Below are 20,236 nucleotides of genomic sequence, written 5' to 3'. Positions count from 1 at the left end.
CGTTCCTTCGGGCAAGGGGCCAGTGACCGCGATTGTAGAAGAGGGCTTCCCCTGGTCGATCCGGGGTGCTATCACTAACGTACTAGTTCGTACATTAGAGAGCCGCTCAGGAGGCCCCGCCGTGCCCCAGGTCTCGACCCCCGCCCCGACCCGTGACGCGTATCTCGTCGGCCTCATCGGCTCCGGCATCGGGCCCTCGCTCAGCCCCGCGCTGCACCAGCGGGAGGCCGACCGGCAGGGGCTGCGGTACCTGTACCGGCTGATCGACATCGACCGCGTCGGCGTCGGCCCCGAGGCGGTGGGGGACCTGGTGCGCGCCGCCCGGGACCTCGGCTTCGACGGGCTGAACATCACCCACCCCTGCAAGCAGCTCGTCATCGAGCATCTCGACGCGCTCGCGCCGGGGGCCGCCGCGCTCGGCGCCGTCAACACCGTGGTCTTCGAGGACGGCCGCGCCATCGGCCACAACACGGACGTCACCGGCTTCGCCGCGTCCTTCGCCCGCGGCCTGCCCGACGTCCCGCTGGAGAAGGTCGTGCAGCTGGGCGCCGGCGGCGCCGGTGCGGCCGTCGCCCACGCCATGCTCACCCTCGGCGCGGAGCACGTCACCGTCGTCGACGCGATGTCCGACCGCGCGGCCGGCCTCGCCACTGCCCTCGACCGGCACTTCGGCGCGGGACGCGCGGCCGCCGCGACCCCGGACGCGTTGCCGGCGCTGCTCGGCCGGGCCGACGGCGTGGTGCACGCGACGCCGACCGGAATGGCCGCGCACCCCGGCCTGCCCTTCGCCGCGGAGCTGCTGCACCCCGGGCTGTGGGTGGCCGAGGTGGTGTACCGCCCCCTGGAGACGGAGCTGCTGCGCACGGCCCGCACGATGGGGTGCGCCACGCTGGACGGGGGAGGGATGGCGGTGTTCCAGGCGGCGGACGCGTTCCGCCTGTTCACGGGGAGGGAGGCGGACGCGACCCGCATGCTGGCCGACATCGCCGAGCTGGCCGGGGTCGCGGGGGCCGCGCGCTAGCCGCGTCGCCGCGTCCCTGAGGGGACCGTCCCGATCGTCGGCAGCACAGTCGGCCTCGCCCGGCGTCGGCAGCACAGTCGGCCTCGCCCGGCGTCGGCAGCACAGACGAAATCACCCGGTCGTCGGCAGTACAGCCTGCCTCACCCGGTCGTCGGCAGCACAGCTGGAATAGAGGAGCAGCACCATGCGCACAGCCATCGCCACCGTCTCCCTCAGCGGGTCCCTCACCGAGAAGCTCACCGCCGCCGCGCGGGCCGGGTTCGACGGGGTGGAGATCTTCGAGAACGATCTGCTGGCCAGTCCGCTCTCGCCGGAGGAGATCCGCGCCCGGTGCGCCGACCTGGGACTGGGCATCGACCTGTACCAGCCGATGCGGGACATCGAGGCCGTGCCGGCGGACGAGTTCGACCGGAACCTGCGGCGGGCCCGGCACAAGTTCGAGCTGATGCGGCGGCTCGGCGCCGACACGGTCCTCGTGTGCTCCAGCGTCCATCCGCTCGCCGAGGACGACGACGCCCTCGCCGCCGCCCAGCTGCACCGGCTCGCCGAACTCGCCCAGGACTTCGGGATCCGCGTCGCCTACGAGGCGCTGGCCTGGGGGCGGCACGTCAGCACGTACGACCACGCCTGGCGCATCGTCGAGGCCGCCGACCACCCCGCGCTCGGCACCTGCCTCGACAGTTTCCACATCCTCGCCCGGGGCTCCGACCCCAAGGGCATCGAGGACATCCCCGGCGAGAAGATCTTCTTCCTCCAGCTGGCCGACGCCCCGCTGATGGCGATGGACGTGCTCCAGTGGAGCCGCCACTACCGCTGCTTCCCCGGCCAGGGCGGCTTCGACCTCGCGGGCCTCGTCCGGCATGTGCGGGCGGCGGGATACCAGGGCCCCCTGTCCCTGGAGGTCTTCAACGACGTGTTCCGGCAGGCCGAGGCAGGCCCCACCGCCGTCGACGCCCACCGCTCCCTGCTGATGCTCCAGGAGGCGACGGGCCTGGCCACGCTGCCGGAGCCCGTCGTGCCCACCGGCGTCGCGTTCACCGAACTCGTCACCCCCGACGCCGAGCCCGTGGCCGCCCTGCTCGGCGCCCTCGGCTTCGCCCGCACCGCCCGCCACCGCAGCAAGCCGGTGGACCTGTGGCGGCAGGGCGAGGCACGGGTCCTGGTCAACACCGGCCCGGCGGCCCGCCGCGACGGCACCCAACTCGCCGCGATCGGCCTGGAGTCACCCGACCCGGCGGGCGCCGCCCGCCGCGCGGAGGCCCTGCTCGCCCCGGTGCTGCCCCGCCGCCGCGCCCCCGAGGACGTCGCCCTCGACGCGGTCGCCGCCCCCGACGGCACCGAACTCTTCTTCTGCGCCACCGACCGCCCCGAACTCCCCAGCTGGACGGACGACTTCCGTCCCCTGCCCCACGCGGAACCCGCCCACCACCTCCAGCGCGTGGACCACCTCGCGCTCACCCAGCCCTGGCACCAGTTCGACGAGGCGGCCCTCTTCCACCGGACCGTCCTCGGCCTGCCCGCCCACGAGAGCGTGGACGTCGCCGACCCCTACGGCCTGTTCCGCAGCCGCCCCGTCAGCAACGCCGACGGCAGTGTCCGGATCGCCCTGAGCGTCGGCCCGGCCCCCACGGACGACTCCGCCCGCGCCCAGCACATCGCCCTCACCACGGACGACGTGGTCGCCGCGGCCCGCGCCTTCCGTGCCGCCGGGGGCCGGCTCCTCGCCGTCCCCGCCAACTACCACGACGACCTGGCCGCCCGCTTCGAGTTCGCCGACGGCGAGCTGGAGACGTACCGCGAACTCGGCATCCTCTACGACCGCGACGCGGACGGCGTCTTCCGCCACTGCTACACCGAGACCGTCGGCCGCGTCTTCTTCGAACTCGTCCAACGCGACGGCGACTACCGCGGCTACGGAGCCCAGAACGCCCCCGTACGCCTTGCCGCCCAGCACGGCCGCCGCCCCGTCGGATGACGCGGGTCGTCGACGACCGGACCGGGACGAACGTCCGTCGCGGTCCATCGAACGATGCAGCGCGGGATCGTCCGGAGGACTGACGAGCCGCCGCCCCCGCTCTTCCTACGATGAAGCCGATCCCCTCACCGGCCGCACGTGAGCGTGGTGTGTCTTCGACGGAAAGAGCCGAGCAGTGAGTCCTGCCTCCAAGAACCTGACCGAAGGATCCGCGACCTTCCTCGTCGGCCTGGCCCTGAAGCTGTTCACCGGCGGCGTCGAGATCCCGGTTCTCACCCTCACCAAGGTGGGAGTGGTCCTGATGGCCGTCGGCGGCTGCCTGGTCCTCCTGGGTCTCGTCCAGGCAGGGAGGACGGCCGGCTCGCGACACTGAAGGGCCGACGCCTGCTCACTGGCGGCTGACGGTGCGCGTCACACCCGTGACCACCGTCGTGGCCAGGATCCAGCCCGTGATGACGAGGACGTACGACAGCCACTGCCCCCCACCCTCGGGCGCGTACGCCCGTTCCTGACCGAAGTCGATGATCGGCAGCAGCAGGTCGAGGGTGTAGAAGACCGCGTTGAACTCCGGCGCCTCGTCGGCCTTCAGGGGCTCCGGCGGGTGCAGGGCGTACGCCACCGAGCCCACCGCCAGCAGGGACAGCAGCCAGACGGCCGCGCGCAGCGGACGGAACCCGTAGCCGACGGTCGCGTCCTGGACGAGGCCCCACAGCCGCCCGTACCAGGGGAGGGTGGCCCGTCGCCGGCGCTGCTTGGCGAGCTGCACCAGACGGGCCGCGTCATCGTCGCCGATGCGACGGTACGCGGCGGTCAACTGCTCGTAGGAGTGGGGGATGAACCCGTCGTCGTCCCGCGCCAGCATCGGCAGCCGCCGCGGCGCCGGGAGATGCGACAGGAGCGAGGTGTAGGTCAGGTCGTTGAGGCGTACCTGCGCGGGCACCACGTCGGGTTCCATGAGCAGGACCTCGATCTGCGAGCGACGGAGGTTGAGGACGCCCTCCATCCGGGGGCCGCCGCGCAGCCACAGTTCACCGACGACGCAACTGCTGGCCCGTAACGCCGTGCCGCCGGGGTGCGCCAGACGCGCGTACGACAGATCCAGGCGCCCCGCGACGCGGGCGCCGCGCATCTCGACCCGGCCCCGCACCTGCGCGCGACGCAGCTCCACGTCGGCCTCGGCGGTGAGCGTCTCGGCGGTGAGCGCGACGCCGTCCCGCCGGTCCAGGCGGGCGTCGTTGAGGTTGACGGATCCGGCGACCCGCGCGCCGGCGAGCCTGACCTCGCCCCGCGCCCGCAGCCCGGGGGCGCACAACTCCTCGCCGACCTCGGCCTGGTTCAGCCGCAGCGCCGGTTCCTCGCCGTCCGGCGCGGTGAACTCGGCCCGCTCCATGAACAGGGTCCCGGAGATCTGCGCCCCCGTCAGCTTCACCGGGCCCCCGAACCGGCAGCGCGTCAGCCGCAGTCCGCCGTCGACCCGGACCCGCGCCGACCGCAGTCCCGGCAGCACGGAGCCGGTGAGGTTGAGATAGGCGAGCTGCGCGCCGGAGAGGTCCGGGACCTCCTCGAAGCGGCAGTCGCTGAGCCGTACGACGCTGTCGACCGTCGCGTACTTCAGATCCAGCGTGCCGGTGATCCGGGCCCCCGAGATCTTGAGCGCGGCGACCTCGCCCTCCTCGCGGGGCGCGGTGAGGAGCAGTGTCCGCAGGACCGCCGCCCGCACGGTCCTTCCGGGACCCCCATCAGGTCCCTCCGTGGCCCCGTCGTCGGTGGCTCCGTCCTCGGCGGCGCCGAAGTCCACCGAGACACCGCGGGGGAAGGCCTCCCAGACGCGTCGCTCGGCCGGGGTGAGGTCGTCGATCATCATCAACGGGACTCTCACCCGCGACACTTGTACCTGTCAACCACCCCGTTTCGGCCGGTCAGTGGCCCCAGACAAAGTCGTGGGAGCGGTGCGCGTCCGTGAGGCCGTTCACGAAGAACCGGTCGTAGTACTCGTTCTCCACGTGATGGACCTGGAGCCACACGCCCGGCACATGGATGGCGTCCGTGTGCGCGGGGAAGCGGCCGTGGGTGCGCAGGACGTACTCGCAGACGTCACGGGCGCACTCCACGACCCGGTCGTCGTACTCGCTGGCCTCCGTGAGATACCGCTGCCCGTAGTCCTCCCGGTAGATACGGGCGAAGACGTCACGGTCCGTGTAGACGCCGTCCTTGCCGAACTTCGCGTCGATGATCGTCCGTACGGCCTCGGCCATGGACGGGAACGCGGGCGGGCAGGCCGCGGCGATCAACTGCTCCCCGTCGGGGGAGCGCAGACCCACCGGGTGCGCGCGCACCGTCGCGTACTTCGGCAGGGGGATGTGCCAGCGGAGGATGTCGGCGGGACGCCAGCGCGGGGTGACGAAGTCGAAGCCGAGCATCCTGCCGTACGCCCGGGAGAACTTGGGGTCGCCGAGGGCGATCTGCGGGTTCACGGACGCGTGGATCCAGGCGCCGAGGCCCATCGCCTCGGCGGTGAGCATCAGGTTCTGCAGCAGCAGATCGGCCTCGATCTGGGTGCGCATGGGGCCGAGGGCGCCGAGCGGCAGCTTCAGATCGCCGTTCAGGAAGCCGTTCCTGACCCACTTGCGCACCCCCGCCGGGCGGTAGAAGTTGCGGTCGTCGACGAACGTGGGGCGGGCGCCGTCCGGCTGCGTCAGCAGATACATCAGGGCGTTGACGTACTGGTGGGAGAGGTCCACCACCGGGAACAGCAGGGTCGTGCCCGGCAGGTTGGACAGGAAGCGGTTCGAGTCGAGGTACGCGGGGAAGTCCCGCTTGCCCGGCGCGACGTCGAGCCGGTGGTCCAGCACCTTCACCTTCGCCCGGTGCGCCCGTGCCACCAGGGTCTCGGCGTCGAACGGCTCGTCCGGCGCCGGCGGCAGCCTGCGCAGGAAGTAGGTGCCCGAGTCGTTGATGAGGAAGAAGTGGGTGCCCTGGGCGTTGTCCGGGCTCCCGGCGGTGCGGCCCGCCATCGTCAGGTTGGGCTTGGACATGATGGGTGTGCCGTTGTCCGGGTCCTCGAAGGGCCGGTCGGGCATGGTCAGCCCCGTGGTGCCGGTGATCGCGATCAGCACCGCCTCCTCCAGCTCCGTCAGCGGGCGCACGGCGTGGGAGGAGGTGTAGGTCATGGTCCCCGCGGACACCTTGGCGCCCCGGCTGACCCGGTGGGTACGGCGCCGCCACACGGTGTTCAGCAGCGGACGCCGGAAGAGGTCGGCGAGGCCGGGATGGGTGGACGCGGTGAGGCCGGTCGTGCCGGAGTGCTCGTCCCCGGGCAGCCCGGACGGGTTGTCGGTGAAGGTCATGCTGTTCCCCCGTTGTGTGGTTCAGGGCCCGGGGCCGTACCGCACCCCGGGCCGTGGGTCACGGCGTCATGGTGAACCGCCGTCGCTCGTGGTGCCGTTGTCCGTCGGCCGCACCGTCCGCCACGGAGCGAACGCGCTCGCCCCGCGCGGGAGCAGCGGCGCCAGCTCCGGACAGTGGCGCAGGACGACGGAGTTCATGCCGCCCTTCTCGACCCAGTCGATGCCGAGCGGTGTGTAGACCTCCGGCCGGTAGTCGACCGTCAGGAAGCGGTCGCTCTGGAGCCGCCGACTGGCCATCAGGATGAAGATCCGGAACGCGGTGTCGCTGAACCCGAAGCCCTCCGGCGGGTTCTCCGCGAACAGCCCCACCACGGTGTCGATCTCGTCGACGTCGCGGTACACGTCCTTCAGCCGGGCCACGGTCTCCGCGTTCTCCGTCAACTCCTCGAACGAACGGATCCGCGGCTTGTGCAGCCCGGCCCGGAAGTCGTTGTAGCGCGGCACCCCGCGCCGCCTGGTGCGGACGAGGTCCACCACCGACAGGTCGATGATCTCCCCGTCGCGCTCGAACCGCTGGAGCGAGCGCGGGAAGTTGTGCAGGGTGATCGCGCCCGGGTGGGCGATGCCGAACGAGTACAGGGAGTTCGCGAGGCCCGTCTTGCGGATCTGCGTCTCGGCGGCGCCGCCCTGGATGTCCGGGAAGCCCACCGTCTCCAGGCGCCGCCCGAACTGGTGCTCACGCAGCTCGTAGTCGTCCGGGATCAGCGGATGCATGCGGTAGACGGTGACGAAGTCCTCCGTCAGCGAGTACGGCGCCGTGTGGTGGTCCGGCAGCGTCTTCGGGATGCCGGTCAGCGAGTGCGCCTCGAACAGCCACAGCCCCAGCTGGTTCAGCCAGTTCTTCGGCGGGCCCGACCAGTTGGTGTGCAGCGCGACGTCGATCGCCTCGGTGGCGAGGATCGCCGGGGTCCACTCCACCGTGTGGATCTTCGCGATCAGCGCGGAGACCACCAGCCGGGCGGTGTGGTAGATCCGTTCCTCGCTCATCGTCGGGTACTCGGCGCGCAGCGCCGCGCAGACCGCGTTGTGCTCGCGGGCGAACAGCGTGTGCATCGCGCTGAGCCCCATCCACCAGCTCTCGTTGAACCCGGTGAGCGGGATGCCGTTGCCGTTCATCGGCAAGTGGCCTTCCTCCAAACGGAGTTCGGCACGTCCGTCGGCCTCCCGGAGGAACCGCGCGGTCCGCTCGTCCGCCCCGTACACCTCGGAGCCGTCCCACCAGTGGGAGGCGCTGTTGGCGAACAGGATCGGCGGCTGCCCCGGCCGTTCGATGCCCTCGTTCTCCGCGAACCGCATCACGTTCTCGGCCGGCCCGTTCGGGGTGTTGTGCCATCCGCCGTGTCCGGGCGGGAGCGGCACCTCCACACTGCGGTCGCCGGGCTTGTGGCGGCGGTGGTTGACCCAGTCGTGCACCTGGAACTGGATCCATGCCGCCGCCAGCACATTGAGCGAGGTCGCGGGCACGAAGCTCTCGCGGTGCAGCAGCTGACGGCTGACCGTGACCGGGTTCGGGACGTCGAAGAGGTCCGGCCGGTGGTCCGGTGCCAGATTGCGGCCGAAGGCGGCACCGACCGCGCCCATCCTCGGCTCGGACAGGTCGTTGTACGTCCCGTCGTACGACCGCTCCGTGCGCAGCCGCTCCGGGATCGGCTCCGGCACGGGCTGGGTCTGGGGCGGCGCCTCGCCCGGCTCGGTGTCGATCAGGTTCAGCCGGCGCAGCACCTTCCGCAGGAACACCAGGTTCAGCAGGCTCAGCGACACCGGCAGCCGGTGCCAGGGGACGTACCGGTTCAGCAGCGCCATCGCGGCCCCCACGGGACGGCCGAGGAGCCGGTTGCGCAAGGGTTCCGCGGTGACGAAGCGCAGCCCGAGACGGTGCGCGCCGCTCGCCCGGTACGCGGCCTTCCGCGCCCGGTTGATGTTCCCCAGTGGCCGGAATTCGTCGGTCGTGTACCAGGGGTTGAAGGTCAGGTCCTCGACGCGCCCCGCCGCGGCCCGCGCCTCGGCGCCGTCCAGCTCCTGGCTCGGGATGGTGAGCCGCGCGATCGGCACCGCCGGCGCCACCGCGTCCTTCCACTCCACCGACGCGTCCTCGACAGGGGTGCGCCGCTCGTCCACGTACCGCTGGACGCACAGGTCGAACGCCACGTCGGCCTGCCCGAGGCGCCGCGCGAACTCGCGGTGCAGGAAGTCGGGGTCCCGCCGGTCGGGCGCGGGTGCCACCGGCGTCCCTGGCGCGGGCCGGAGCAGGTACCGCACGGGCCCGGCGTCGCCCCACAGCATCGCCCCGCGGCTCCAATAGGTCTCGTTCGCAAGGGAGTTCACCGAGCGGCGGGTGGCCTCGCGCACGTTTCGCCGCATCCGCCCGGCAGCGCTGAACCCCACGGCCAGCGGCAGCTTCACCAACAGCCCGAACGCCTTCCGCAGCGGACTCCGCGCCCCCGCCATGGCCTTGGCGAACGCCACGAACTCGCGCGCGTTCGCGGCGTGCGACACCGGGAAGCTGGTGGCCAGCAGGTCGTGGCTCTCGTCGTCCGACACCCGTACGCGTATCGCCGCGCCCCGCAGGTCCGGGGAGCCGTCGCCCTGCCGGATGCCGCTCGCGTTGGAGAGCCGGACCACCGCCGGATACTCGGCGCCGGGCTGCGCGAAGCCGACGCGCAGGGCCGCCGGGAGGTCGTCGTGGAAACGCAGCCGCGCGTTCTCCACGGCCACCGGTGCCTTGGCGTGGAACGCCCGCGCGATCCCGCCGCCCCCGGCCCGCCGGTTCCTGACCTGGACCTCCATCAGCTCCCGGGCCAGCCGCTCGAACACGAGCCGCTCGGCCTCCGGGCTGCCGCCTTCGTACCGCTCGTATCGCTGGTTGCGCTGTTCGTGCTGCCCGGTCTCGGCCATCGGTCGCTTCCTTCGTGCGGACGCGTACACATGCGTACGGGATGCATACGGGACAGGGGCCGCACGCTACCGGCGGCGCCCGGTGGCCACAGCGACAGTTCACGCCATGTACACATCTAAGTACAATATGGAGGACAGTCGTATTTGGCATGTCATGGCGGCATTCGAACGCGCGTCCGGCTCGTCTTGACCCCGTTAACCCCGTCGCCGCGTGTCCGGGCCCGGCGGTAGGGTCGCGCGCATGTCGGAGGGGTGGAAGTCGATCGACCGGGCTGAGCTGGAAGCGGTCGACTGGGCGGGGCTGAAGCACAACTACGGGACCGCGGAGGACGTGCCGGAACTGCTGCGCCGCTGCGCGGGATCTGACCCGGACGACGCGGAGGACGCCGCGTTCGATTTGCTGAACCACCTCTACCACCAGGGCGGTTGGGTCTGCCCGGCCGCGACGGCCGCGCTCCCCTTCGTGCTGCGCCTGGCCGCCGCCCCGCAGGTGACGCCCCGGCGCACGCTGCTGGAACTGGTGGGACGTCTGGCCGCGGACGCCGGAATGGTCGAGGCGCGGTTCCTGGACCCCCACTGGTCCGCGACGTGGGAACGCCATCTGCCCGATGTGCTCGCCCTGCTGGCCGACCCCCAACCGGAGATCCGACGGGCCGCCGCCGACGTCATCGGCGCGTGCGCCGACCCCGGAGACGACGCCCTTCCCGCACTCCTGAGCCGCTGGCACGCCGAGAGCGACCCGGTGACCCGGCTCGACCTGGTCCTCGCGCTCGGCAACGCGGTCCGCCGGGGGCCGGTCGGCGCCCTGTCCGACGAGGCCGCCGCCCCGTCGGATGAGGCCGCCACCCCGTCCTACGAGGCCGCCGCCCTCCTCGATTCGCTGCTCGCCGCTCCGGAGCCGCAACTGCGCCTGGCGGCGGTGCTTGCGCTCGGCGACGGCCCCCGGGCCTCCGCGGCTGCTTCGGCGGAGGGGCGGCTGGAGATCGCGCTGGGCGCGTTGCGTGATCCGAGTGTGGAGCTGTGGCAGCGCACCAGTGCCGGGGAGTGCGGCGCGCGGGGCATGCACCAGTGGACGGCGTCCCTGTTCGACGACGCGTCCCCCGCCTTCGCCCTCGGCCTGATGGCCGATCACCCCGACGAGGAACAGCGGGTCGGCGGTCTCGAACAGGCGGCCAGGGTGCTGTCGCGGTGGCGGTCACCCGCCGACGCGCTGCTGCCGGGCGTCGTGGCACGGCTGGACGACCCGGCCACCGAGGTCCGCTACCGGGCGGCCGAACTGCTGGCCTGCCTGGGCCCGGCGGCGACCGCCCACGCCGACGCGGTCGCCGCGCTGCTCGACGACACCGCCGTCCGGGCGACCCGCGGGGGAGAGACGGTCGCCGAGGCGGCGGTATGGGCACTGGCCCGGATGGACGACCCGCGCTGCCTGCCCCGCCTGACCGAACATGTGGCCGGTACCCGCCCCGGCTTCGCGTCGGTCGGCGCGTACTACGGCAGCTCCGCGAACTCCTTCCATCACCCCACCCTGCCCGCCCTCCACGAGGTGCTGGTCCGCCTCCCGGACCACGCGGAGGCGCTGCTGCCGGGCGTCTGCGACCGGCTCAGCCCCACCGAGGACATCCGGCTGCTCGGCCGGTTGGGCGAGGTGCTCGCCGCGTGGGGGCCCGCCGCGGAGCCGGCGGTACCACGGCTGCTCGACCTCCTGGCGGACGACGAACGGTGGCCGGCGGCGGCGACGGCCCTGGCGGGCATCGGCCGGGCCGGCCGGGCGGGACGAGAGGCGCTGCTGGCCCGGTCACGCACCGGCGGGCCGGACGCGGAACTCGCCGCCTGGGCGTACTGGCGGGTCGGCGGCGATCCTGGACCCGCCCTGGACGTGCTCGGACCCGCCGCCACGGACGAGGACCGCGCCACCCACACCGCGCTGAGCAGACTGGCCGACCTCGGCCCGCACGCCGCCGGGTACGCGGACCGGCTCCGCGAGCTGGCGGCGGCGGAGGACGACTGGGGCAGAACACAGGCGGCGCACGCGCTGTGGGCCGTGACCGGCGGCGACACGGAGACCGCCGTCCCGGCGCTCATGGAGACGGTGAGGAAGCTGCCCACCGGCACGTACCTGCCGGCGATGCTGCCGGCGGTACGTCACCTGGCCCGCATGGGCGAAGCCGCGGTCCCGGCGGCCCGTCTCCTCCAGGACCTGCCCGCCGACGACCGCCGCGTGCACTACTTCGGCGGCTGGCGGGGCTTCACGGAGGACGAGTCCATCCGGATGGCGGTCGATGAGCTGCTGGCGGGGTGCTCGGGCGCCTAGTGGGTGGAGGGCTCGGGTGCTTGGGCGGGTGCGGGTGGGTGGGGGCTGGTCGCGCAGTTCCCCGCGCCCCTGAAGGGATCGGGCCTGCGGCCCGCCCTTCATCGGAAAAGCACGGGGCCGCAGGCCCCTGCTTTTCCAGGGGCGCGGGGAACTGCGTGAGAAACCACGACGAACCCGCACCCGGACAACGCACCCCCGGAGGGCTACTCCTTCGAGGACTCCACCGCATGCCCCCCGAACTGGTTCCGCAGCGCCGCCACCATCTTCATCTGCGGGGAGTCGTCCTGGCGGGACGCGAAGCGGGCGAACAGGGACGCGGTGATCGCCGGCAGCGGTACCGCGTTGTCGATGGCGGCCTCGACCGTCCACCGCCCCTCCCCGGAGTCGGCGGCGTAGCCGCGCAGCTTCTCCAGGTGTTCGTCGGCGTCCAGCGCGTTGACCGCGAGGTCCAGCAGCCAGGAACGGATGACCGTCCCCTGCTGCCAGGACCGGAACACCTCACGGACGTCCGTCACCGAGTCCACGGCCTCCAGCAGCTCCCAGCCCTCGGCGTACGCCTGCATCATGGCGTACTCGATGCCGTTGTGGACCATCTTGGAGAAGTGCCCGGCGCCGACCTTCCCGGCGTGGACGTACCCGTACGGCCCTTCCGGCTTGAGCGCTTCGAAGATCGGCTGGAGCCGGTCCACGTGCTCCTTGTCGCCGCCGACCATCAGCGCGTAGCCGTTCTCCAGGCCCCACACGCCGCCCGAGACGCCCGCGTCGACGAAGCCGATGCCCTTGGCTCCCAGCTCCTCGGCGTGCTTCTCGTCGTCCGTCCAGCGGGAGTTGCCGCCGTCGACGACGGTGTCGCCGGCCGACAGCAGGTCCGCCAACTCGTCCACGACGGACTGGGTGGCGCCGCCGGCGGGGACCATCACCCAGACCGTGCGGGGCGCTTCGAGCCGCTCGACGAGTTCGGCCAGGCTGCCCACGTCGGAGACGTCGGGGTTGCGGTCGTAGCCGATGACGGTGTGGCCGGCGCGGCGGATCCGCTCGCGCATGTTCCCGCCCATCTTGCCGAGACCGATGAGACCGAGCTGCATGTCAGTTCACTTCTTCCTGAGCGTCACGGGAGTCATGGGAGTCGTGGGTGTCGTGGGTGGCATGGGGGGCGTTGGCGTCGCGCAGCGCGCGGTACGCGGCGACCAGGGCCGCCGTGGACGGGTCGAGCCCGGTCACGTCGGCGCCGTCGGTCAGCGCGGGTTCCACCCGCTTCGCGAGGACCTTGCCCAGCTCGACGCCCCACTGGTCGAAGGAGTCGATGTTCCAGATCGCGCCCTGTACGAACACCTTGTGCTCGTACAGCGCGATCAGTTGGCCGAGGACCGAGGGGGTCAGCTCGGGTGCCAGGACGGTCGTCGTGGGGCGGTTGCCGCGGAACGTGCGGTGCGGCACCTGCTCCTCGGGCACCCCTTCGGCCCGTACCTCCTCGGCGGTCTTCCCGAAGGCCAGCGCCTGGCCCTGCGCGAAGAGGTTGGCCATCAACAGGTCGTGCTGTGCGGCGAGTTCGGGCTCCAGCTCGGCGACCGGGCGGGCGAAGCCGATGAGGTCGGCCGGGATCAGCTTGGTGCCCTGGTGCAACAACTGGAAGTAGGCGTGCTGACCGTTGGTGCCGGGCGTGCCCCACACCACCGGACCGGTCTGCCACTCGACGGGCAGCCCGTCGCGGCCCACGGACTTGCCGTTGGACTCCATGTCCAGCTGTTGCAGATACGCGGTGAACTTGGACAGGTAGTGCGAGTAGGGCAGCACCGCGTGCGACTGGGCGTCGAAGAAGTCGCCGTACCAGATCCCCAACAGGCCCAGCAGCAGCGGGGCGTTGGCCTCCGGCGGTGCCGTCCTGAAGTGGTCGTCGATCGTGCGGAAGCCGTCCAGCAGCTCCCGGAAGCGGTCCGGGCCGATGGCGATCATCAGGGAGAGGCCGATCGCCGAGTCGAAGGAGTAGCGGCCCCCGACCCAGTCCCAGAACTCGAACATGTTGTCCGGGTCGATCCCGAACTCGGTGACCTTCCCCGCGTTCGTCGACAGCGCCACGAAGTGCCGGGCCACCGCCTTCTCCGCCCCGCTCCCGATCCCGTTCCCGGCTCCGTCCGAGTGGGAGGTGCCCCCGTCGCCGAGTCCGGCCAGCAGCCAGGACCGCGCCGACGTCGCGTTGGTGAGCGTCTCGATCGTCGTGAACGTCTTCGACGCGACGACGAACAGCGTCTCCGCCTGGTCGAGGTCGCGCACCGCCTCGTGCAGGTCGGCGCCGTCGACGTTCGACACGAACCGCACGGTCAGCGACCGGTCGGTGTACGCCCGCAGCGCCTCGTACGCCATCGCCGGACCGAGGTCGGAACCGCCGATGCCGATGTTGACGACATTGCGGATACGGCGGCCGGTGTGGCCGGTCCAGTCGCCGGAGCGGACCCGGTCCGCGAAGGCGGCCATCCGGTCGAGGACCGCGTGCACGGCCGGAACGACGTTCTCGCCGTCCACCTCGACCACGGCGTCGCGCGGGGCGCGCAGCGCGGTGTGCAGGACCGGCCGGTTCTCGGTGACGTTGACGCGCTCGCCGCGGAACATCGCGTCCCGCTGCCCGAACACATCGGTCGCAGCGGCGAGTTCGAGGAGCAGCGCCAGCGTCTCGTCGGTGATCAGGTGCTTGGAGTAGTCGATCCGCAGATCGCCGGCGTGGACGACGTAGCGTTCGGCGCGCCCGGGGTCGGCGGCGAACAGCTCGCGCAGCGAGGGATGGAGCATCGGGCCCGCGCGGTGGTCCCCCAACCCGGCCCACTCCGGGCGCCGGTTGAGGCGGGGGGCGTCACTCATCGCCGGCGGCCTCCCCGGTGTGCTCGCCGCCGCGCAGGGCGATCTCGTACATCTCGTCCGCGTCGAGACGGCGCAGTTCCTCGGCGATCAGCTCGGAGGTGGCGCGCACCTTCAGGGCGAGGGTGCGGGACGGCTGGCCCGGCAGGGTCAGCGTGGCGAGCGGGCCCTCTGGGCGGTCGATGACGATCTCCCCGTTCTTCGTGCCGAGTCGCACACCCGTCACGACCGGCCCGGCGGTGACGACGCGCTCGACGGCGACGCCGAGACGGGCCTCCAGCCAGCGGGCCAGCAGTTCGGCGCTCGGGTTGTCGGCCTCGCTGTCCACGGCCGCCGAGGTGATCCTCGTGCGGGCCTGGTCGAGGGCGGCGGCGAGCATGGAACGCCACGGTGTCAGCCGCGTCCAGGCCAGGTCGGTGTCACCCGGCGTGTACGAGATGACCCGCTGCTCCAGCGCGGCGAGCGGGGACTCGACGGCGTACATGTCGGTGATCCGGCGCTGCGCCAGCGCCCCCAGCGGGTCCTTCGCCGGGTTCTCGGGGGCGTCCACCGGCCACCACACCACGACCGGGGCGTCCGGCAGCAGCAGCGGCAGCACGACGGAGTCGGCGTGGTCGGAGACCTCGCCGTACGTCCGCAGCACGACCGTCTCGCCGGTGCCCGCGTCGGCGCCCACGCGCACCTCGGCGTCCAGGTGCGACCGGGTGCGGTCGCGGGGGGTGCGGGCGTGCCGCTTGATGACGACCAGGGTGCGCGCGGGGTGCTCGTGCGAGGCCTCCTCGGCCGCCTTGATCGAGTCGTAGGCGTTCTCCTCGTCCGTCACGATCACCATCGTGAGGACCATGCCCACGGCGGGCGTGCCGATGGCCCGGCGTCCCTGCACCAGGGCCTTGTTGATCTTGCTTGCCGTGGTGTCCGTCAGGTCGAATTTCATGGCCTGCGCCAGCTCCGTCCGTCTCGTGCGAGCATCTCGTCGGCTTCCTCGGGGCCCCAACTGCCCGAGGGGTACTGCGCGGGCCTGCCGTGCTTGGCCCAGTACTCCTCGATCGGGTCGAGGATCTTCCAGGACTCCTCCACCTCCTGGTGGCGGGGGAAGAGGTTGGCGTCGCCGAGCAGCACGTCAAGGATCAGCCGTTCGTACGCCTCCGGGCTGGACTCCGTGAACGACTCGCCGTACGCGAAGTCCATGGTGACGTCCCGGATCTCCATCGAGGTACCCGGCACCTTCGAACCGAAGCGCACGGTCATGCCCTCGTCCGGCTGCACCCGGATGACGATCGCGTTCTTCCCCAGCTCCTCGGTGGCCGTGGAGTCGAACGGGGAGTGCGGGGCGGTCTGGAAGACGACCGCGATCTCGGTGACCCGGCGGCCGAGCCGTTTGCCGGTGCGCAGGTAGAACGGGACACCGGCCCAGCGGCGGTTGTCGATCTCCAGCTTGACGGCCGCGTACGTGTCGGTCCGGGAGTTCGGGTCGATGCCGTCCTCCTCCAGGTAGCCGACCACCTTCTCGCCGCCCTGCCAGGCCTGCGTGTACTGGCCGCGCACGGTGTGGGCGCCCAGATCGGCGGGGAGCCGCACCGACTTGAGGACCTTCAGCTTCTCGGTGAGCAGCGCCTCGGCGTCGAAGGCGATCGGCTCCTCCATGGCGGTGAGCGCCATCAGCTGGAGGAGATGGTTCTGGATGACGTCGCGGGCGGCGCCGATGCCGTCGTAGTAGCCTGCCCGGCCGCCGATGCCGATGTCCTCGGCCATGGTGATCTGGACGTGGTCGACGTACGACCGGTTCCAGATGGGCTCGTACATCTGGTTGGCGAACCGCAGCGCCAGGAGGTTCTGGACGGTCTCCTTGCCGAGGTAGTGGTCGATGCGGAAGACCTGGTCCGGGTCGAACACCTCGTGCACGATCTCGTTCAGTTCGATGGCGCTGGCCAGGTTGTGGCCGAACGGCTTCTCGATGACCGCGCGCCGCCAGGAGCCCTCGGGCGGGTCGGCCAGCCCGTGCTTCTTGAGCTGCTGGACGACCTTCGGGAAGAACTTCGGCGGTACGGAGAGGTAGAAGGCGAAGTTGCCGCTGGTGCCCCGCGAGGCGTTCAACTCCTCGACGGCCGAGCGCAGTTGCCTGAACGCCTCGTCGTCGTCGAAGTCGCCCGGCACGAACCGCATGCCCTCGGCGAGCTGCTGCCAGACCTCCTCGCGGAACTCGGTGCGCGCGTGCTCGCGCACCGCGTCGTGCACCACCTGCGCGAAGTCCTGGTCCTCCCAGTCCCGGCGGGCGAAGCCCACCAGCGAGAAGCCCGGCGGGAGCATCCCGCGGTTGGCCAGGTCGTACACGGCCGGCATCAGCTTCTTGCGGGACAGGTCACCGGTCACCCCGAAGATGACGAGGCCGGACGGCCCCGCGATCCGCGGGAGCCGGCGGTCGCGCGGGTCCCGCAGCGGATTGGTCCAGTCGGTTGCCGCGTACGAGGTCGTCTCCAAGGTCATTCCCCATCAACTCCCTTGCCGTTCATGGACTTCGCCACCGCGTCCAGCAGGTCCTGCCACGCCGCCGCGAACTTGGCGACGCCCTCCTCCTCCAACTGCCGCACGACCTCGTCGTAAGAGATGCCGAGCGCCTCGACGGCCGCGAGATCGGCGCGGGCCTGCGCGTAGCCGCCGGTGACCGTGTCACCGTGGATCACCCCGTGCGCGGCGGTGGCGCGCAGGGTCGCCTCCGGCATCGTGTTGACGGTGCCCGGCGCCACCAGTTCGTCGACGTACAGGGTCGGCTTGTACGCCGGGTCCTTCACCCCGGTCGACGCCCACAGCGGGCGCTGCCTGTTGGCGCGGGCCCCGGCGAGCGCCGTCCAGCGGTCGCCGCCGAAGACCTCCTCGTACGCCTGGTAGGCGAGCCGCGCGTTGGCGAGCGCGGCGCGGCCCCTGAGCCCGAGCGCCTCGTCCGTGCCGAGCAGGGTCAGCCGCTTGTCGATCTCGGTGTCGACACGGGAGACGAAGAAGGAGGCGACGGAGTGGACGGCCGACAGGTCGAGGCCCTTGCGCCGCGCCTTCTCCAGGCCCGCCAGATACGCCTCCATCACCTCGCCGTACCGCTCCAGCGAGAAGATCAGCGTGACGTTGACGCTGATGCCGAGGCCGACGACCTCGGTGATCGCCGGCAGGCCCGCCCTGGTCGCCGGGATCTTGATCATGACGTTGGGGCGGTCGACCAGCCAGACGAGCTGCCTGGCCTCGGCGATCGTCGCGCGGGTGTCGTGGGCCAGCCGGGGGTCGACCTCGATGGAGACCCGGCCGTCCCGCCCGCCCGTCGCCTCGTACACCGGGCGCAGGACGTCGGCGGCGGCGCGTACGTCGGCGGTCGTCATCATCCGGACGGCCTCGTCGACCGTCACCCCGCGCACGGCCAGGTCGTCGAGCTGCTCCTCGTAGCCCTTCCCGGAGCCGATCGCGGCCTGGAAGATGGACGGGTTGGTGGTCACGCCGACGACATGCCCGGACGTGACGAGTTCGGCGAGGTTCCCGGAGGTGACGCGCTCGCGGGAGAGGTCGTCGAGCCAGACGGAGACGCCCTCCTCGGAGAGACGTCGTAGGGGGTCCGCGGCGGCGGTCGCCGCGGTCGTTTCGGTGGTCACAGTGATCATCTTCCTTCAGGCGCTCGCGTCAACCGCGGACGGCGGCCAGGGATTCCCTCGCGGCGGTGACGACGTTCTCGGGGGTGAAGCCGTACTCGGTGAACAGGGTCTCGGCGTCGGCGGAGGCACCGAAGTGCTCCAGGGAGACGAGGCGACCGCTGTCACCGACGTACCGGTACCAGGTGAGACCGATGCCGGCCTCGACCGCCACGCGGGCCTTCACGGACGGCGGCAGCACGCTTTCGCGGTAGGCGCGCGGCTGCTCCTCGAACCACTCCACCGACGGCATCGACACCACCCGGGTCCCGACCCCCTCGGCCTCCAGTCGCTCCCGCGCGGCGACGGCGAGCCGCACCTCGGAGCCGGTGGCGAGGAGGATCACGTCGGGCGTCGGGGTGGAGGACTCCCGGAGCACATAGCCGCCCTTCGCGGCGTCGGCGTTCGGCGCGTACGTGGGGACGCCCTGGCGGGTGAGCGCCAGCCCGTGCGGCGCGGGGTGCGTGGTGTGCCGCCGCAGGATCTCCGCCCAGGCGATCGCCGTCTCGTTGGCGTCGGCCGGTCGGACGATGTTCAGGCCGGGGATGGCGCGCAGCGAGGCCAGGTGCTCGACCGGCTGGTGGGTGGGGCCGTCCTCGCCGAGGCCGATGGAGTCGTGCGTCCACACGTAGGTCACGGGGAGCTGCATCAGCGCGGAGAGCCGGACGGCGTTGCGCATGTAGTCGGAGAACACCAGGAAGGTGCCGCCGTAGACGCGGGTGTTGCCGTGCAGCGCGATGCCGTTCAGCTCGGCGGCCATCGAGTGCTCGCGGATGCCGAAGTGGATGGTCCGGCCGTACGGGTTCGCCTCGGGCAGCGGGTTGTCCGCCGGGAGGAACGACGACGTCTTGTCGATGGTCGTGTTGTTCGAACCGGCGAGGTCGGCGGAGCCGCCCCACAGTTCGGGGATGACGGCGCCGAGCGCCTGGAGGACCTTGCCGGACGCGGCACGGGTCGCGACGGACGAGCCCTCCTCGAACACCGGCAGGTGCGACTCCCAGCCCCCGGGCAGTCGGCCGGCCACCACTCGGTCGAACAGCTGTGCATGCTGGGGCTGGGCGGCGCGCCACTCGGCGATCCGCTTGTCCCAGGCGGCGTGCGCCTCGGCGCCCCGGTCGAGGGCCTCGCGGGTGTGGGCGAGGACGTCGTCGGCGACCTGGAACGTCCTGTTCGCGTCGAAGCCGAGGACCCGCTTGGTGGCCGCGATCTCCTCTTCGCCGAGCGCGGAGCCGTGCGCGGCCTCGGTGTTCTGCGCGTTCGGCGCCGGCCAGGCGATGATCGTGCGCATCGCGATGAAGGAGGGACGCGAGGTCTCCTCCCGGGCGGCTGTCAGCGCGTCGTACAGGGCGTGCACGTCGATGTTCCCGTTGAACGCCGGCTCGATCCGCTGGACGTGCCAGCCGTACGCCTCGTACCGCCCCAGCACGTCCTCGGAGAACGCGGTGGCGGTGTCGCCCTCGATGGAGATGTGGTTGTCGTCGTAGAGGAAGACCAGGTTGCCGAGCTTCTGATGGCCCGCCAGGGACGACGCCTCGGCGGAGATGCCCTCCTCCAGGTCGCCGTCGGAGACGATCGCCCAGACGGTGTGGTCGAACGGGGACGTGCCCTCGGGCGCGTCCGGGTCGAACAGACCGCGCTCGTAGCGGGCTGCCATCGCCATGCCGACGGCGTTGGCGACGCCCTGCCCGAGCGGACCGGTCGTGGTCTCGACCCCCGCCGTGTGCCCGTACTCGGGGTGGCCCGGCGTCTTCGAACCATGGGTGCGGAACGCCTTCAGGTCGTCCAGCTCCAGCTCGTACCCGGCGAGGAACAGCTGGGTGTACAGGGTCAGCGAGGTGTGGCCGGGGGAGAGGACGAAGCGGTCGCGGCCGGTCCACTCGGGATCGGCGGGGTCATGTCGCATCACCTTCTGAAAGAGCGTGTACGCGGCGGGCGCCAGGCTCATCGCTGTCCCGGGGTGCCCGTTGCCGACCTTCTGGACGGCGTCGGCCGCCAGCAGGCGCGCGGTGTCGACGGCACGTCGGTCGAGTTCTGTCCAGTTCATCTTCAAGAAGTCCTCGATAGGTGCGGCGGATTGGTCCTTTCGCCTTCAAAACTAAAAGTCTGACTTTT

Annotated in this window: 13 protein-coding genes; 4 read left to right on the top strand and 9 right to left on the bottom strand. The window is 71.7% G+C overall.

Annotated elements, in window-relative coordinates; translation table 11 throughout:
- Positions 1–121: 121 nt before the first annotated feature.
- The 3 genes from M8J73_RS04710 (at position 122) to M8J73_RS04700 (ending at position 3,369) form a co-directional block, all read left to right on the top strand.
- The gene (locus M8J73_RS04710; protein ID WP_249828278.1) at positions 122–1,021 is read left to right on the top strand and encodes a shikimate dehydrogenase; all 900 of its coding nucleotides are present in this window, start codon (positions 122–124) and stop codon (positions 1,019–1,021) included.
- A gap of 184 nt (positions 1,022–1,205) precedes the next feature.
- Positions 1,206–2,996, top strand: a complete 1,791-nt coding sequence (locus tag M8J73_RS04705; protein WP_249828277.1) for a bifunctional sugar phosphate isomerase/epimerase/4-hydroxyphenylpyruvate dioxygenase family protein — start codon at positions 1,206–1,208, stop codon at positions 2,994–2,996.
- A gap of 175 nt (positions 2,997–3,171) precedes the next feature.
- On the top strand, positions 3,172–3,369 hold the full coding sequence (locus M8J73_RS04700) for a DUF5708 family protein (RefSeq protein ID WP_055542195.1): 198 nt from the start codon (positions 3,172–3,174) through the stop codon (positions 3,367–3,369).
- Positions 3,370–3,384: 15 nt separating this feature from the next.
- On the opposite strand, the gene M8J73_RS04695 is transcribed toward M8J73_RS04700, so the two are convergent.
- The 3 genes from M8J73_RS04695 to M8J73_RS04685 form a co-directional block, all read right to left on the bottom strand.
- The gene (locus M8J73_RS04695; protein WP_055542194.1) at positions 3,385–4,860 is read right to left on the bottom strand and encodes a hypothetical protein; all 1,476 of its coding nucleotides are present in this window, start codon (positions 4,858–4,860) and stop codon (positions 3,385–3,387) included.
- Between the two features lie 55 nt (positions 4,861–4,915).
- A complete protein-coding gene (locus tag M8J73_RS04690; protein ID WP_055542193.1) occupies positions 4,916–6,343 on the bottom strand; it encodes a hypothetical protein in 1,428 nt (475 codons plus the stop codon).
- Positions 6,344–6,409: 66 nt separating this feature from the next.
- On the bottom strand, positions 6,410–9,298 hold the full coding sequence (locus M8J73_RS04685) for a peroxidase family protein (protein WP_055542192.1): 2,889 nt from the start codon (positions 9,296–9,298) through the stop codon (positions 6,410–6,412).
- A gap of 241 nt (positions 9,299–9,539) precedes the next feature.
- Here M8J73_RS04685 and M8J73_RS44670 point away from each other — a divergent pair, with 241 nt between their 5' ends.
- Positions 9,540–11,609 (top strand): HEAT repeat domain-containing protein, encoded by a 2,070-nt coding sequence (locus M8J73_RS44670; RefSeq protein ID WP_274757591.1) that lies wholly within the window; start codon positions 9,540–9,542, stop codon positions 11,607–11,609.
- 203 nt (positions 11,610–11,812) lie between these two features.
- Here M8J73_RS44670 and gnd read toward each other — a convergent pair whose 3' ends face one another.
- Genes gnd through tkt form a run of 6 tightly spaced genes read right to left on the bottom strand, consistent with a single transcriptional unit; the run spans position 11,813 to position 20,168 of the window.
- Positions 11,813–12,694, bottom strand: a complete 882-nt coding sequence (gnd, locus tag M8J73_RS04670; protein ID WP_055539502.1) for a phosphogluconate dehydrogenase (NAD(+)-dependent, decarboxylating) — start codon at positions 12,692–12,694, stop codon at positions 11,813–11,815.
- Position 12,695: 1 nt separating this feature from the next.
- Complete coding sequence (pgi, locus tag M8J73_RS04665; protein WP_055539501.1) at positions 12,696–14,462, bottom strand: glucose-6-phosphate isomerase; 1,767 nt, start codon at positions 14,460–14,462, stop codon at positions 12,696–12,698.
- Positions 14,455–15,393, bottom strand: coding sequence for a glucose-6-phosphate dehydrogenase assembly protein OpcA (opcA, locus tag M8J73_RS04660; RefSeq protein ID WP_055539500.1), 939 nt, complete (start codon positions 15,391–15,393; stop codon positions 14,455–14,457). The genes pgi and opcA overlap by 8 nt, the downstream gene beginning before the upstream one ends.
- Complete coding sequence (gene zwf, locus M8J73_RS04655) at positions 15,390–16,943, bottom strand: glucose-6-phosphate dehydrogenase (RefSeq protein WP_055539499.1); 1,554 nt, start codon at positions 16,941–16,943, stop codon at positions 15,390–15,392. Before zwf ends, opcA begins: the two co-directional genes overlap by 4 nt.
- Positions 16,940–18,097, bottom strand: a complete 1,158-nt coding sequence (gene tal, locus M8J73_RS04650) for a transaldolase (protein WP_055539498.1) — start codon at positions 18,095–18,097, stop codon at positions 16,940–16,942. Before tal ends, zwf begins: the two co-directional genes overlap by 4 nt.
- Before the next feature lie 19 nt (positions 18,098–18,116).
- Positions 18,117–20,168: a transketolase gene (tkt, locus tag M8J73_RS04645; protein ID WP_055539497.1), complete on the bottom strand. Its 2,052-nt coding sequence runs from the start codon at positions 20,166–20,168 to the stop codon at positions 18,117–18,119.
- Between the last annotated feature and the right edge of the window lie 68 nt (positions 20,169–20,236).

The organism is Streptomyces neyagawaensis, from assembly GCF_023516595.1.
In the GTDB taxonomy this organism is placed as follows: Bacteria; Actinomycetota; Actinomycetes; order Streptomycetales; family Streptomycetaceae; genus Streptomyces; species Streptomyces neyagawaensis.
Note: the sequence above shows the minus strand (reverse complement) of the source record. Positions and strands in the feature narration are given on the sequence as shown.